This is a genomic window from Thermogemmatispora argillosa, assembly GCF_059696725.1.
Map to the genome: position 1 here is coordinate 4,389,863 of NZ_AP019377.1, position 16,229 is coordinate 4,406,091.

Here is a 16,229-nt window from a genome sequence, read left to right on the forward strand (position 1 = left end):
CTCACTGAGGGGTTCTCCCTAGGTCACCCTGGAGATGACCATCGGGCCGAAAGGAGACCACATGCGCGAACTGATTACCCTGCGTGTCAATGGCGAACGCTATGAGGTGGCGGTGTTGCCTCATCGGACCTTGCTTGAGGTCCTGCGTGAGGATCTCGGACTGACCGGCACCAAGCACGGCTGCGAGCTAGGCGAATGTGGAGCATGCACCGTGCTTCTTGATGGCGTGCCCGTCCTCTCCTGCCTGACTCTGCCGCTAGAGGTCCAAGACTGCGAGATTACGACGATCGAAGGGCTAGAGGAGCAGGGCAGATTACACCCGCTTCAGGAGACTTTTGCAGAGCTAGGAGCTGCACAGTGTGGCTATTGTACCCCTGGCATGCTCCTCTCTGCTGTAGCGCTCCTGCGTCAGAATCCCCATCCCACGCGTGAAGAGATCAAACACGCTCTTTCCGGGAACCTCTGCCGCTGCACCGGGTACACGAAGATCTACGAAGCGATCGAAGCTGCAGTGGAACGTATGCAAGCCAGAGGCGAACCTGAGCGGCAGCCTGACCCTGCTCTGCAATCCTAGAGCGGCCACCCTGGTCAGGCGAGCTTAGCACTGATTTGCTGGCGTCCACTCAGGACCGGTACACGAAGAGAGGAGAAGCTATGGACGAATGGCGGCGTCTACAACCGCGCAAAGCAGGTCCCTACAGAGTGGTAGGGAAACCGCTGCCCAAGGTTGATGCTTATAGCACTGTGACTGGACGGGCCCTCTATGCTGATGACATCATGCTCCCCCGCATGCTCTACGGGGGCCTCCTGCGCTCTCCCCACCCGCATGCACGCATTGTCTCCATTAACACGCGTAAAGCGCGAGAACTTCCGGGCGTGCTCGCGGTAATCACCGGCGAGGACCTCCCCCGCAAATACGGGATTTTGCCTTCCAGCCAAGACGAAACGGCGCTTGCCGTCGACAAAGTGCGCTATGTCGGTGATCCGGTAGCTGCCGTAGCCGCCGTTGACCCCGACACGTTAGAGGAAGCCCTGCGCCTGATCGAAGTCGAATACGAGCTTCTGCCGGCGCTCATGAGCATTGATGAGGCCCTAGCGCACCCCGACATCAAGATTCACGAGGAAGCGCGCCAGGGCAACATTCACAAAGCCGTCTCCTACGAGTTTGGCGATATCGAAGCCGGCTTCGCCGCTGCAGACTACGTGCGGGAAGACTGGTTCTACTATGAAGGCAACAATCACGTACCGATTGAGACCCATGCCTGCGTAGCGCGCTGGGAGCCGGACCCCCACGATCCTATCGGAGGCAAGCTGACGCTCTGGTCCTCGACCCAGACCCCCCACTATGTACATCGCGAAGTCAGCAAAGTACTGGGTATACCGCCCTCCCATCTGCGAGTCATTGCCCCTCATGTTGGCGGGGGCTTTGGGGGCAAGAGCGATCCTTTCTCGCATGAGATCTGCGCTTGCGAGCTTGCCCGCCGTACCGGGCGCCCTGTCAAAATCACCTGCACGCGCGAAGAAGTCTTTCTCATTCACCGCGGGCGCCATCCCGTCAAGATGTGGATCAGGACGGGAGTCAAACGCGATGGCACAATCACCGCCATGCATTTCCGTTCATTCCTGGATGGTGGCGCCTATGGCTCCTACGGCGTAGCCACTACCTACTATACAGGTGCCCTCCAGCCTGTCACCTATGCCCTGCCAGCCTACAAATTCGAGGGCATGCGCGTTTTCACCAACAAGCCGCCCTGTGGTCCCAAGCGCGGTCATGGTACGCCCCAGCCGCGTTTTGCCGTCGAAGTTCACCTTGACAAGATTGCCGTTGATCTAGGACTGGACCCCATAGAGCTGCGCAAGCGCAACCTGGTTCGGCCCTACAGCCGAACCATCAACGGTCTGCGCATCACGAGCTGCGCGCTTGAGGAATGCCTCGATCGAGTTGTGGCTCGCGCAGGTTGGCGCGAATTTCATGCCAGCCGCCCGGCCCGTGAGGCCGAGGCTGTGCGCACAGCCTCGCCCGTACGGCGCGGCATGGGACTGGCTGTGTCAACCTATATTTGTGGGGCCGGCAAACCGATCTACTGGAACGACATGCCCCATTCGGCTGTACAGATCCGTCTCGACCGCGGCGGAGGAGTCACCGTCTACTGCGGCGCCACCGATATTGGCCAGGGTTCAACCTCAGTGCTGGCCTACATTGTTGCTGAAGAACTCGGCATTGACCCGGAGCGCATCCATCTGGAGACCGCCGATACCACCTTGACCCCGGTTGATCTCGGCTCCTACTCCAGTCGCGTCACCTTTATGGCCGGCAACGCCGCCATTCAAGCCGCGCGCAGGCTTAAGGAGCTGCTCCACAGCGTGGCCGCTGAGCGGCTGCACGTACCGGCAGAACGCCTGGAGAGCGCTGACGGGTCCATCTACGACGTCGACGATCCGCGGGTTGCCCTCTCCTTTGAGCAGGCAGTACAGCTTGCAGAAGCGCGCTACGGGGCTTTGGTCGCCGCCGGCTCCTATGCGCCGCCGGAAGATATTCATGGCGATTTTAAAGGGGCGGGCGTTGGCCCCTCGCCCGCTTACTCGTACTCGGCCTGTGTTGCCCTGGTTGCAGTTGACGTCGAGACGGGCGAAGTCAAGGTTGAGAAACTCTGGCTGGCTCACGATGTCGGTCAGGCCATCAATCCCTTGCTGGTCGCTGGCCAGGTCGAAGGGAGCGCCTATATGGGCTATGGAGAGGCCCTCATGGAACAGCAGATCTTCCGCAAAGGGAGGCATAAGATCCCTTCGCTCCTGGACTACAAGATTCCTACGACTCTTGACACGCCCGAGATTGAAACTATTCTCGTGGGCCGACCTGATGATGAGGGACCCTTTGGAGCCAAAGAGGCCGGACAGGGACCGCTACTACCGGTTATTCCGGCTATCGCCAACGCTATCTACAACGCCGTTGGTGTCCGCATCGACGAAGTGCCCATCACACCAGATAAGGTACTCCGTGCCCTCAAAGCTGCCCATAGTGAGCCTGGAGAGCGTCCGCTACCGCCACCGCAGGTAACGCCCGTTGTTCTGAGCGAACCGTGGCCAGCGCGGCTTATTCGCTGGTCGCCAGAGCGTCTGCCCGGCCTGGGCAACGGTCACCATCACCCCTCGAAGCAGAGAGAAAGCTCTCCCCAGCTTCAGCAGGAAGGAGGAACTGTCTGAATGCTGCGTCTGCCTCCTTTTCGCTATCTGGCTCCGCGCACTCTCAGCGAGGCAACACGCCTGCTGGCCGAGGAGGGACCGCAGGCTATGCTCGTGGCCGGTGGAACAGATCTCCTGCCCAATATGAAGCGCCGCCAGTTCACGCCGGCGGTCCTCATTGGACTGCGCCACTTGCGCGAGCTGAAGGGAATCAGTGGCACGCCAGACATGGGAGTGCGCATCGGCGCGGGTGAGACCCTGACAAGCATTAGCAATCACCCGCTCATTCGGGCCTCTTATCCTGCCCTGGCGATGGCTGCCGCCTCAGTCTCTACTCCGCAATTGCGCAATGCTGGCACGATTGGCGGCAATATCTTGCTTGATACGCGCTGTAACTATTATAATCAAACCGAGTTCTGGCGCCATTCCATCGGCTATTGCATGAAGCGTGACGGCAGCATCTGCCTGGTCGCCCCGGGTAGTCCGCGCTGCTGGGCCATTTCCTCGGCGGATACAGTTCCTGCGCTCGTTGCCTTGCAAGCGCGGGTACGCCTGGTCAGTGTGCGCGGTGAGCGTGAGATGCCGATTCAGGAACTGTTCCGTGACGATGGCATGCGGCCTTATACTCGTGAGGCCGATGAGATCTTAACTGAAATCTGGCTGCCGCCCGCGCCTGGTTGGCGCAGTACCTATCTCAAGCTACGCCGACGTGGCTCCTTTGACTTCCCCATTCTAGGAGTGGCCGTGGCCCTGCGCAGTGAGCAGGATGGCCGCATAGGCGAGGCTCGCATTACGCTGGGCGCTGTTGCTTCCCATCCGGTCGAGGCCGAAGAGGCAATGGCACGCCTGCGAGGGCAACGGCCAACGCCAGCCCTGCTACAGGAGGTAGCAACCCTGGCGGCGAAACGCGCCAGGCCTCTGGACAACGCCGATCTCACAATCACCTATCGCAAACAGCTCACACCGGTCTATGTGCGACGAGCGCTTGATTTGCTGGTAGGGGCAGAGCAGCACAGCGGGGCTGAGTAGACAGAGAACCTCTCCTGGCTGAAGCGCTCTGCCTCTGCCCTGGCGTGTTACAGCATGAGAAAGCTCCGCCCCTCTGTCTGTCTGGTAAAAGCGGGAAGAGGGCGCCGCCCTCTGCTATCCGTAGACGCCTGACGCTGGCTCTCTCCGGCGCCCTCCCTGGCTGGGCAGTGGGTATGTAACAAGCAAGCTGGAGACGACACAGGCGAGATCAGTCGCTCAGCTTGAACGACCACTTGCTGCAAGCACAGCTTTCGAGAGAGGCAGGAAAGAAGCAGGAGCGAGCCGCAGAGAGAAGCGAAGGCGCGCTTTCCCGCCTTCCGGACAGCGCGGGACCGGGAGTGAAAGGACGTGATCCATGCCTCAATCGCATCATCCACGGCTGGAGACAGCTTCGCGTTCATTAATTGAAGAACGACAATTAGCTCGACTGCAACTTGGGCTGATGCGCATTCTACCGCGCAATGGTTTCTATGAGCGCAAATTGATGGCGGACGGACAGGCTCCATCACTAGCTCAGTTGCGCGACCTATCGCGCTTGCCCTTTACAACCAAACAAGAGCTGCTTGACGATCAAGAGCAGCATCCTCTCTACGGCGAGAACATGACCTACGCGCTTAGCGAATATGTACGTTACCATCAGACGTCGGGCACCACCGGGCGACCGTTGCGCGTCCTCGATACAGCCGAGAGCTGGAAATGGTGGGCCGACTGCTGGAAAACGGTCTATCAGGCGGCGGGCGTGACGCGCGACGATGTCATCTTCATCGCCTTTGGCTTTGGGCCGTTCATCGGCTTCTGGGCGGCCTACGAAGGGGCCAAAAATCTCGGGGCCCTGGTGGTCCCTGGCGGCGGCATGGACTCGCTCCAGCGTCTCCGCATGATGCAGGACGTGCAAGCCACAGTCCTGGTCTGCACGCCGAGCTATGCCCTGCGCCTGGCGGAGGTGGCTCGTCAGGAGGGCATTGATCTGCACAAGCTCAAAGTGCGCATTACGATTCACGCAGGTGAGCCGGGGGCCTCGATTCCGGCCACGCGCCGGCGCATTGAAGAGGCCTGGGGAGCCAAAGCCTACGACCATGCTGGCATGTCCGAAATGGGTGCCTACGGCTTTACTTGCGAACGACAGCAGGGGCTGCATGTCAATGAAGGCGAATTCATCGCTGAGATCCTTGACCCACGCACCAATCAGCCTGTGCCCCTGGGCGAGGTTGGCGAACTGGTTCTGACGAACCTGGGACGTTGGGGGAATCCTGCTCTGCGCTATCGCACCGGTGACCTGGTGCGCAATGGTGGCTATAGCTGTCCCTGTGGTCGCGCCTTCCTCCTATTGCCAGGTGGGATCTTGGGACGTATTGATGACATGCTGATCGTGCGCGGGGTCAATCTCTACCCTTCGGCCATTGCCGATGTCTTGCACCGCTTCCCCCAGGTGGCTGAGTATCGCATCATCGTGACTAACAATGGCCCTCTGGATGAGGTTGCTCTCCAGGTCGAGTGTCCTCCCTCACTGGTGGGCGAGATTCAAGAAGCTCTGCGCGCCGCTTTCGGCTTACGTATCCCTGTGGAAGCCGTGGCTGAGGGCAGCCTGCCGCGCTTCGAACTGAAGGCCAAGCGGGTCGAAGATCGCCGTAGGCGACGGCCCTAACCTGTCCTTTGCCCCTCTGGTGTCGCTTGCGCCACTCTCTCTCTAGAGCGTAAAATGAAACGATTCGTGAAGAGCTGCTTTTGCTTGCCATTCAGGGAGGAGCTCCATGAGGCCTAACATTCTGTCTCTCGAACACAAGCTTCCTTCAGAGGAAGCCAGGCGCAGGCTGCGCTTTGCTGCCGAAGGACTGGAGATTGTACCCAATCCGCCACGCGCCGGTGAAGCGGCCACGGTCCATCTTTTCTTGTGTAACGAAGAGCCGCAGCCACTCACAGTGCGCACGATCACGCCAAGGATCTACTACTTTGGCATAGGCGCCTGTCAATACGAAAGCCTGCCGGAAAGGGGGCCTCTGACCCTGCCCCCTGACCCGACCCACGTTGAAACACTGACCTGGCACTGGCTACCGCGCAGCGCTGGGCACCGTTGTCTGCGTATCCACCTGGACATCGAGGGATGGGAGCAACCCTGGATTGTTGGCCGCAATCTCAGGGTCATTCGGGCAACAGCCGAGGCCTATCGCTGGCAAATTCCATTTCACCTGAGCAATCCCACCGAGCAGGCCCAGCCCCTGCGCTTGCGACTACATACCCAAAGCGCAGACCTGAGCGAAAGAACCCGCCGGGTCTGGATCGAACTACCAGGGAAAAGCGGTATCTTATCTTCTGGTCAGGCCCTCTGGCTCCAACCTCGTGAAGAGCATGAGGCCCTGCTCGTCATTCGCGCTCATCGCTTTGCAACTGAGGCCTTCGAACTCGTCAGCGACGTCGAGGCCTGGCTAGGCGATGAATTCCTGGATGGCATTCGCGTCATTGTGCAGCGCCATGCCCCGGTCGCTCAGCCAGCGATGCCAGACGAGGAGCAGACAACTGATAGCCCGCTCCTGGTCAGCCAGCCTGCGGGGGCGGAGAGCTGGCGCGTCTAGCCTGGCTTAGCCTTAAGGCAGCCGGCAAGAGAGGAGAAGTGACGCACAGCCAGCCTGTGCCTGTTCTAAAATCAAAGGTAACAGGCAACCGCTGTTACATTACTAGCAGCGCTCGACCGGTGGCACATCCAGCATACCCAGGCACTGGAAGACTCTGGCCTGTGGGCCACCGGTCCTCTCTTTCTCCTTTGGTCGTTGTGCCTGTTTACTTGCTGGTTTGCTGGCTTCACACGTCAAGGAGCAAGGACTAAGCCAGCAGGGCCTGCGACCCAAGTAACCGGAGCAGAGCCGGGAGAGAGTGTTACCAGATACGCAGGACTAAGAACAGAACGCCGTTTCCAGGCGTTCTTTCAGGAAGAGGGGCCTATGCAAAGCGAGCTACATTCAACGGCAGTGCCGATCAAATGGGGGATACTCGGCGCCGCCAGCGTGGCCATCAAGCGCGTGATCCCTGCCATGCAGGCGGCTAGCAACGCTCAACTGGTGGCCATTGCCAGCCGGGAACCGGACCGTGTTCGTCTTCTGTTAGCTGCGCCCCCCGCCGTGCGCATCTACGGTGATTACGAGAGCCTGCTAGCTGATGAAGAAGTTGAGGCGCTCTATCTTCCCCTCCCCAACAGCATGCATGCAGAATGGAGCATTCGCGCCCTCAAAGCTGGTAAGCATGTTCTCTGTGAAAAGCCGCTGGCCCTGACCGTTGAGCAGGGGCTAAGCATGCTCCAGACCGCCCGCGCGCAGGGGCGGCTGCTCATGGAAGCCTTCATGTACCGTTTCCATCCACAAATGCTCTGGGTCATGGAGCAGATCAGCGAAGGCCTGATCGGAGCAGTCAAGCTGGTCCGCTCCTCCTTCTACTTCGATCTGCGCAGTCGTCCCCAAGACATTCGTCTCCAGGCCACCCTGGGGGGAGGCTCGCTTGTTGATGTAGGTTGCTACTCACTCAACCTCTGCCGGGCAATCTATGGGCGGGCCCCGCTGGCCGTCGGAGCCCGCGTCTATGCGCCGGCCCGCGGAGAAGTCGAGCGAGCCGTAGTAGCCTTCCTCGACTTTGGAGAGGGGCGCTTTGCGCTCATCGACAGCAGCTTTGAGTTACCTACCCGCCAGCTTGCCGAGATCGTCGGCGAGAACGGAACGCTGCTCCTCAATGGCCCCTTCACGCCCGGTCAGGTTGAAACCACCGTTACCCTGACGGTCGGAGAGCAGATTATCGTTCGGCGCTTCCCTCCCAGCGACCCCTATCGGCTAGAGATCGAGCATTTTGGAAGCTGCATTCGCAGCGGACGCCCACCCTTATTGCAGCTTGAAGAGTCGCTAGAGAACCTGGCCACAATGGAGGCCATCTATCGCTCTGCTGGCTATCAATGGCCACTCGGCTAAAGCCACCCCTCGCGGTGGAGACTATTCGCCAGCGTGAGCCGCGCCGGCCTGCCCCCCTCTTGCATCCTCGCAGGCCGGCATGTGGTATCATGCTCTTTACGAGAGCAAGCCTGCTTAGATGTAATCTGATAGAAGGGACTAACAAGCGTGAGTCGTATTGAATTTGGCTTAATGCTCCAGATGATGCAGCGCCCTCCACTAAGGCCAGACGAGCTGTGGGACTATAACCAGAGACTGATACAGACAGCGGAGGGTTTCAGCACCATTTGGGTTGAGGACCATTTTGACTGGGGAGAGACGGCGGTCATGGAATGTTTCTCAACCATGTGCTATGTGGCGGCGAGCTACCCCCATCTGAAAGTCGGCTCACTGGTCCTCGGCCAGGGCTACCGCAATCCGGCCTTACTGGCCAAAATGGCCGCAAACCTGCAACTCATGTCCGGCGGGCGGCTTATCCTCGGCCTTGGGGCCGGCTGGCAGGAACATGAATATCGCTCCTATGGCTATCACTTCCCGAGCGTCAAAGAACGCATGGAACAGCTAGAAGAAGCGATTCAAATCATACGGCTCTTATGGCAGGGAGGTCCAGCGACCTTTATCGGGAGACACTATCGCATCGAAGCAGCGCACTGCCTGCCGGCCCCACGCCAGCCAATCCCTCTCCTCATCGGCGGCGGAGGTGAGCAGCGCACCCTAGCCATTACGGCGCGCTACGCCGACCTCTGGAACTTCAACTCTTGCACGCTCGAAGAATACAGCCGTAAACTGAGCATCCTCCGCGAACACTGTCAGCGTCTCGGACGTAACCCTGCCGAAATCACCCTGACCTATCTCAGCACTGCCAGCGTCGCAGATGACCCCGCCCTTGTCGTCCGCGACCCCAAGAAGCATTTCATCGCGGGCAGTCCTGCGGAAGTCATACATGAGCTAGAACAGTTCATTGAGGTGGGCGTCTCGCACTTTATCTTCCGCTTCCTGGATCTGCCCTCGCTAGAACGCTTTGTGCGTAGCGTTGTGCCTCACTTCCGCTGAGACCGGAGCCAGGTGACTCGACCCCCTCACTGCGCTCCACTGAACAGAAAGCTACCAGCCGGCGCCAGCTCCGCTCTGCAGTCGCCCGCCTCTTGGGGTGAGCGCTGCATCGGAGCTGGCGCCGAATCCTGGTCCATCCTCTGAGGCCTGCTTCTAGCCTAGCGCGCTAGCCCGATCCAGGGCCGAGGCTGCCCTGTCCTGCCGTCCTACCGCTCGGCTCGACTCGCCTGCCAGGCGGCAGCCTAACGCACTAGCTCGGCAGCAGAAGGTTTCAGCACCTCGGCACGGGGTAAGGCCCGCGAAAGAATCACGCCCGTATTCAGCCCGACCGTGTGCAGACCGCCGAAGAAACGCGCGTGCTCCATCTTAATGCACTTATTCTGTACAAAGATCAAGCCGGCCTCTTGAGCCAGACGCCCGGCCTCGTCGTTACGGATGCCAAGCTGAAGCCAAAGCACCTTGGCCCCGATGCGAATCGCCTCCTGAGCGATAGGTAGCACATCCTCGGGTTTGCGGAAGACATCCACCACCTCAATCGTTTCACCGGCCTCTTTTGCCTCCGTCAGCGAAGCATAGACCCGCTTCCCAAGGATCGTCTGCCCGGCATAGCGCGGATTGACCAAAATGATATTGTAGCCCTCGGCCTGGAGATAAATGGCCACAAAATGGCTCGGACGATAAGGATCAGCCGAGATACCGACAATAGCCACATGGCGATACGTCTGAAGAAGCTTCAGACGATCGTACATATCAGGAGCAAACTGCTTCATAGGACACTTGACCTCATTCTAATCAACAACAGGACCAATGCAACTGCCGCTCTTGCCATCCAGGTCGGCTCTCTCACAGCCAGGCAAGGAGAGCCACGAGACAGAGCGATGGCCAGACCCTGCCCTTTATTGTACTGCAGAGACGGAGAAAGCTGCACTCGCACCGTGCCCCCGTGCCAAGACTGCCGGGCAGCGGAGCGCATGTGATACCATACTACATAACAACACACATAACCCGTCAGCCAGCCGTCTGGCGGAGAGAGCGACAATCTCAGCGCTCCGGCCCAGGCTGATCCGACCTGACTGACGATAGCGAGCATGACCAACATCATAGACGACACACGAAGAAGAGGGGATTAGAGGATGCCAGAAATCGATGGCGATCATGTCTTCGGCTTCAACACCCTGTCTGTCCATGCCGGTCAGCGGCCTGATCCGACCACCGGAGCCCGGGCAGTACCCATTTATCAAACCACGTCTTTTGTCTTTGATGATACCGATCACGCAGCACACCTCTTCGCCTTGCAGCGCTTCGGAAACATCTACACACGCATCATGAATCCCACAACGGCGGCCTTTGAAGAGCGCATCGCCGCCCTGGAAGGAGGGACCGGCGCCGTCGCCACCGCCTCGGGCATGGCGGCCCAGATGGTCACCATGCTGACGCTACTGCGACCCGGCGATGAACTGGTTTCATCCAGCAGCCTCTATGGAGGCACACATACCCAGTTTGACATCACCCTACGCACCTGGGGCATCAACACCATCTTTGTCGACAGCAGCGACCCTGAGAACTACCGGCGCGCCATTACCCCACGCACGCGCGCGCTCTACGGAGAAACCATCGGCAACCCGCGCGGGGACGTGCTCGACATCAAAGCCGTTGCCGACATTGCCCATGAGGCAGGCCTGCCGCTCATTGTCGACAATACCTTTGCCACACCCTATCTCTGCCGTCCTTTTGAGCACGGCGCCGACATCGTGGTACACTCAGCCACCAAATTCATCGGAGGTCATGGCAACTCCATTGCCGGCGTCCTTGTCGAGTCCGGTAAATTCCCCTGGGATAACGGCAAATTCCCGCACATCGTTGATCCGTCGCCGGGCTACCATGGCGTGCGCTTCTACGAAACCTTCGGCGACTTCGCCTTCGTCATGAAGGCTCGCTGTGAGACCTTGCGCGACACTGGCCCCTGCTTGAGCCCCTTCAATGCTTTCTTGCTTCTGCAGGGCCTGGAAACGCTCTCCTTGCGTATGGAACGCCATTGTCAGAATGCTCTCCAGGTAGCTCAGTTTCTCAAGGAGCACCCGGCAGTCAGTTGGGTGAACTACCCTGGCCTGCCCGATAGCCCTTACTACGAGCTGGCCAAGCGCTACTTGCCACGCGGGGCCGGGGCGATCTTTACCTTTGGCGTTAAAGGCGGCTATGAGGCCGGCAAGGCCGTAATCAACAATGTCCGCCTCTTCTCTCATCTGGCCAACGTCGGCGACACACGCAGCCTGATTATTCACCCAGCCAGCACCACTCATCAGCAGCTCTCTGAAGAAGATCAGCTAGCAAGCGGCGTAACGCCGGATATGATCCGCGTCTCCATCGGCATCGAAGATATCGAAGACATCTTGTGGGACCTGGATCGGGCCCTGCATGCCGCCATGAAGGTCTCCTGATCTCATCGCTGCTGAGCCACCGCGATCCGCCAGACCAGCGAGCGCTGGGTAGCTGCCAATCGCGATTGGCCCCCGGCAGGCGGCACCCGTCCGCCTGCCGGGGCCGGACTCCGCTCCCCTGTCCTGCTGGCGCAGCCCACGGGCTGACTCCAGATAGCCGCCTCTCTGTCCCTTCCTCCTGCATTTATATATTCATATCGCTCAACATTACAATGTATTCATAAATTATCACAATGCAGATTCTTTATTGACATCGATGGGAAAGCGTGTTATATTTTTCCACGCTTCGATAGTAGAAGGTACTCGACGAAGTACCTTCTAGAAGATCGCGCAGTCCATTGGCTTGTGAAGGGCGAGAGGGGCTGCGCAAATCAAAAGGTGTTAAGTGGAGGAAGGCATTGAGAAGAAAAGCTTCCTTGATTTTGGCGGCATGTGTACCGTTGGCGCTTGTGGTGGCCTTGTTAAGCCTGGGTCTCTCGCAACTTGTTGGGGCGCGTGCCTGGCACACGAGCTGCAAGTCGACGGGATTTAGCTGGCATGGAGTCACTCTGACGGCGGCGCTGGTCAACCCCTCGACCACGGTCACGGGCGTCGTCAATGCGACGGGCTGCGATGTGGGGGTCTTTTTCAGCAGCGGTGTGACCGGCTCCATCGTCAATGCAGATATTTACGGTGCGCTGGATTTTGGTGTTCTGAACGTTGGGGCCAACGTGACGATTAAGCAGTCGCGCATTCATGACATTGGCGATGTCCATCTGAGCAACGTTCACGTTGGGGTGGGCATTTATTTCGCCAATGACAGCCATGCCTGCGGCACCATTGAGGGGAACACCATTACGCGCTATCTCCGCTCGGGCGTCATCATAGCCGGGCCCTCCGATAGCGCCGTCATCACCAATAACACCCTGATCGGCTTGGGTCCGATTTCCTTCGTGGCCCAGACTGGCATTCAGGTGGTTGGTGGGGCCCATGTCTCTCTGAGTGGCAATCACATTAGCGCCAATATTTATATTGGCAGTCAGCCCGGCGTGGCGGCTGGAATCGTTGTCGTCGGTGGCTCCTGCTACGGCCTACCTCTCACGCTTGGTTTACAGCTGAAATCGAACGTTCTGCAAAATAACGATATTGGTATCTGGATCTCGGAGCTGAACGCTGGAGCACGTCAGGGGCTCTGCGTGGCGGCGCACACAGCCACTCACATTCTTGTAGTCAGTAACACCATTAGCAATACACGCATCCTCAACGTCAGTGGCGCGGCGGGCCAGGCCTATCAGGCGGGGATTACCGTTCAGGGAACTGGAGTCAGCATTATCAGCAACACTATCTGTGGTGCTGGCTATCTGGCGACGGCCCATGCCGCTGTCTCCGGCTACATTTACCCGATCGATCTGGTGCTGGCTACCGATCTGAAGCTGAGCGGCAATACTGCCTGTGGAGGCTCGGCGCTTGATCTCTCGCTCGGTCTGGGCGCTTCCACAGATGTTCAGAGCCATTTGCTGGTGACCCTGGTCCTCTAAGTGCTCTCAACACAGTTAGGGGCGAAAGGAGCCTGAGACTCCCTGGCGCCTGGCCTGGGCCTCGGTCTCTGGGCTGCCGCCAGGGGTCCTGCTCCTTTCGCCTGGCCCTCCACTTCGTATAAGGTAATGGCGGGCCGCTTCGGCTGACTGCCTGGCTTAACTGCCTGACCGATCAGGAGCATGCTCGGGTAAGTTGCATCTAAGTGAGAGCATCGATGTAGAAGGAGTTGAAAAAGAGTAAGAGTAGCCTAAGAGGCATAGTCAGAATAAGTAAAGAAGAAGAGGAAAGGACATGGCCCATCATGCTCAGCGGTCCGGCTGACGCTTAAGATCCTCCTGGTCCTGGTTCTCTTGGTGGCCTTGTCATCTCAATTACCTCCATCTGCGACAGGCGGTGCAAGCCGTTCCTGGGGCATGTTCCCCTCATGCTATCCGGCCTGGCGAGTGCGCCGCCTGTCTCTTCTCTAGCGCCGCTCCCCGTGTTCGCCAGGCCAGTCTACTCGTATGCTCCCCTCCAGCTCCCATGACAGGCAAGCAGAGTTTGTGCTACACTGTGGGCGGACTATCTTTTGCTAAGAGCTGCTGACCCGAGAGGAAGGGCGAGACCGTACCGTAGACCTGAGTGAGCGGTGTCCCTTCCTTGACCTTTCTCTGCAGTAGAGTGAGTGACCGATGACACAAACAGCTGACAGATCGGCTGAGTACAAAGCCATAGGCAAGCCCTTTCAGCGACCTGACGCGCCCGCCAAGGTCACCGGGCAAGCGCGCTATGCTGGCGACATCCCGGTACCTGGCAAACTGCTCTATGCACGACCTGTGCTAAGTCCCTATGCTCACGCACGCATAGTCAAGGTCGACATAAGCCAGGCCCTAGCCGTACCGGGGGTGCGCGCGGTCTATACAGGCGAAAGCCTGCCCCTTGAGGGCTATAACCCTGGCGAGCGTACCAGGTCCCCCCTGGCGCGCGAAGAAGTGCTCTGGGCAGGCCATCCCGTAGCGCTGGTCCTGGCTGAGAGCGAGGCTGCAGCCGCCGATGGTGCTGCGGCGGTCGAAGTTGACTATGAGCCGTTGCCTGTGGTCATTGACCCGCTAGCCGCGATGGAGCCAGAGGCGCCCCTGACACGGCTGCTGACCAAGAAGCAGGCTGGTGAGATAGCAGGCGGGGAAGCCCACGCCGCTGTCTCTGGAGGAGAGGAGGGAGAAGAGCGGGAGAGCCGTCCCCTTTCTGAGAATGTCTGTGACAAGAGCCACCTGCATCAAGGCGACATCGAAGCCGGCTGGCGCGAGGCCGAAGTAATTGTCGAGCGGCGCTATCAGACCAGCGTGGTCCATCAATCATATCTAGAGCCACAATCGATTACGGTCATGCCCTCTCCCGACGGGACACAGTACACCGTCTGGGCCAGTGCCCAGGGCCTCTTCACCACGCGCACGGAAATCGCCGAGACCCTCAAGCTGGCCGAACGCCAGATCCATGTTGAGTCAGTGCCCATCGGGGGCGCTTTTGGCGGCAAATTCACCCTGTTGGAGCCGCTGGTTGTCGCCGCGGCCCGAGCCGTTCGACGTCCGGTGCGCCTCGTCCTTACGCGCAGCGAAGACCTCCTGGCGGCCAATCCTGCGCCGCAGGCCATCATTACCGTCAAACTCGGAGCCAAACGCGATGGCACCCTGGTCGCTTTGCAGGGCGAAGTCATCTTCGATAGCGGGGCCTATCCTGGCGCTGCTGCTGGTCTTGCTGGCTTTATTTTGGCCAGTACCTATCGCTGTCCTAATGTAGACATTCGCTGCTACGAGGTGCTCACAAACAAAGTGGGGGTAGGGGCTTATCGCGCCCCAGGAGCGCCCCAAGCCACCTTTGCCCTGGAGTCAACAGTTGACGACCTGTGTAGCGAGTTGGGCATAGACCCCCTGGAGTTTCGGCTCAAGAACTGCCTGCGCGAAGGAGATCCCTCCCTGGATCGTCGGCGGCCTCGCTGGCCGCGCATTGGGCTGCTCGACTGCCTGGAAAAAGTGCGCGAGCATCCGTTGTGGGCCCAACGTCGAGAGCTAACCAGCCCACCGCCCGAACTGAGCGGCTGGAAAGTTGGCATCGGCCTGGCTGTTGGGGGCTGGCCGGGTGGGACCGAACCGGCGGCGGCAGCTTGCCGGCTCGACCGCGATGGGCGCCTGACGGTGATCGTAGGCACCGTCGATCTGACCGGCACCGACTCGGCGCTCACCCTGATTGCGGCCGAAGGGTTAGGAGTCTCGCCCGAGCTGGTGCAGATCGAGCATGGTAATTCTGACAGCGTGCCCCACAGCGGGAGCACCGGCGGCAGCAAGATCACCTATACAATGGGGCCTGCTGTCCTGGCTGCTGTCCGCGACGCCCGTCAGCAGATTCTGGAAGTGGCTGCCGAACTGCTGGAAGCTGCTGTAGAGGACCTGGAAATCGAACGGGACCGCGTCGTCGTGCGCGGCGTGCCTGATCGCTTTGTGTCCTTACAAAGGATTGGTCAGGTGACCACGGCCTTTGGCAGCCGCTATCAACCGATCTATGGTCGTGGGCGCTCGGCTCTCAGCTCCTCACCTATGTACGCGGCCCATGTAGCACGTGTCGCTGTTGATCCCGAAACGGGCGAAGTGCGAGTGCTCGACTATCTGGCAGCGCAGGATGTTGGCTTCGCTATCAATCCTGCTGAGATCGAGGGACAGATTCACGGTGGCGTGACCCAGGGCATCGGCTGGGCCCTCTTTGAGGGCTTTGTCTATGACGAGCAAGGGCAACTGCTCACAGCCACGCTCATGGACTACGCCCTGCCCCATAGCACCGATGTCCCGACCATTACTCCTCTGCTTGTTGAGGTGCCCTCCGAACAGGGCCCGTTTGGCGCCAAAGGCGTCGGTGAGCCGCCAGTCGTGCCTGTAGCTGCGGCCATTGCCAATGCCATCAAAGCGGCCCTGGGTGTCCGCCTGACTCATCTGCCTATGACGCCCGAGCGTGTCCTGTCAGCTCTCCAGCAGCGGCAAAGCCGGGCAGGCTAAATAAAGTCAGTAAGCACGGCACAGGAAATCAGGCTGTGACCTGCCCTGCTCAGTATGCC

11 protein-coding genes are annotated in these 16,229 nt (G+C 59.5%); 10 read left to right on the forward strand and 1 reads right to left on the reverse strand.

Annotated elements, in window-relative coordinates; translation table 11 throughout:
* Nucleotides 1-61: 61 nt before the first annotated feature.
* The 7 genes from AC6H1L_RS17250 to AC6H1L_RS17280 all read left to right on the forward strand — a co-directional run bounded on the left by AC6H1L_RS17250 (nt 62) and on the right by AC6H1L_RS17280 (nt 9,191).
* Entirely contained in the window at nt 62-574 is a 513-nt protein-coding gene (locus AC6H1L_RS17250; protein WP_497598710.1) for a (2Fe-2S)-binding protein, read from the forward strand.
* A gap of 80 nt (nt 575-654) precedes the next feature.
* The gene (locus AC6H1L_RS17255) at nt 655-3,204 is read left to right on the forward strand and encodes a xanthine dehydrogenase family protein molybdopterin-binding subunit (RefSeq protein ID WP_497598711.1); all 2,550 of its coding nucleotides are present in this window, start codon (nt 655-657) and stop codon (nt 3,202-3,204) included.
* Nucleotides 3,205-4,212: an FAD binding domain-containing protein gene (locus AC6H1L_RS17260; protein ID WP_497598712.1), complete on the forward strand. Its 1,008-nt coding sequence runs from the start codon at nt 3,205-3,207 to the stop codon at nt 4,210-4,212.
* Between the two features lie 355 nt (nt 4,213-4,567).
* Nucleotides 4,568-5,857 (forward strand): phenylacetate--CoA ligase family protein, encoded by a 1,290-nt coding sequence (locus tag AC6H1L_RS17265; protein ID WP_497598713.1) that lies wholly within the window; start codon nt 4,568-4,570, stop codon nt 5,855-5,857.
* Between the two features lie 106 nt (nt 5,858-5,963).
* The gene (locus AC6H1L_RS17270) at nt 5,964-6,782 is read left to right on the forward strand and encodes a hypothetical protein (protein ID WP_497598714.1); all 819 of its coding nucleotides are present in this window, start codon (nt 5,964-5,966) and stop codon (nt 6,780-6,782) included.
* 366 nt (nt 6,783-7,148) lie between these two features.
* A complete protein-coding gene (locus AC6H1L_RS17275; protein WP_497598715.1) occupies nt 7,149-8,159 on the forward strand; it encodes a Gfo/Idh/MocA family protein in 1,011 nt (336 codons plus the stop codon).
* Between the two features lie 147 nt (nt 8,160-8,306).
* On the forward strand, nt 8,307-9,191 hold the full coding sequence (locus AC6H1L_RS17280; protein ID WP_497598716.1) for an LLM class flavin-dependent oxidoreductase: 885 nt from the start codon (nt 8,307-8,309) through the stop codon (nt 9,189-9,191).
* A gap of 242 nt (nt 9,192-9,433) precedes the next feature.
* Here the strand turns inward: AC6H1L_RS17280 and AC6H1L_RS17285 are convergent, their stop codons facing one another.
* Nucleotides 9,434-9,961, reverse strand: coding sequence for a CoA-binding protein (locus AC6H1L_RS17285; RefSeq protein ID WP_497598717.1), 528 nt, complete (start codon nt 9,959-9,961; stop codon nt 9,434-9,436).
* A 363-nt stretch (nt 9,962-10,324) separates the two neighbouring features.
* On the opposite strand from AC6H1L_RS17285, the gene AC6H1L_RS17290 reads away from it, so the two are divergent.
* The 3 genes from AC6H1L_RS17290 (at nt 10,325) to AC6H1L_RS17300 (ending at nt 16,170) form a co-directional block, all read left to right on the forward strand.
* The gene (locus AC6H1L_RS17290) at nt 10,325-11,629 is read left to right on the forward strand and encodes an O-acetylhomoserine aminocarboxypropyltransferase (protein ID WP_497598718.1); all 1,305 of its coding nucleotides are present in this window, start codon (nt 10,325-10,327) and stop codon (nt 11,627-11,629) included.
* Between the two features lie 416 nt (nt 11,630-12,045).
* Entirely contained in the window at nt 12,046-13,146 is a 1,101-nt protein-coding gene (locus AC6H1L_RS17295) for a right-handed parallel beta-helix repeat-containing protein (RefSeq protein WP_497598719.1), read from the forward strand.
* Between the two features lie 672 nt (nt 13,147-13,818).
* Nucleotides 13,819-16,170 (forward strand): xanthine dehydrogenase family protein molybdopterin-binding subunit, encoded by a 2,352-nt coding sequence (locus AC6H1L_RS17300; RefSeq protein WP_497598720.1) that lies wholly within the window; start codon nt 13,819-13,821, stop codon nt 16,168-16,170.
* Nucleotides 16,171-16,229 lie beyond the last annotated feature (59 nt).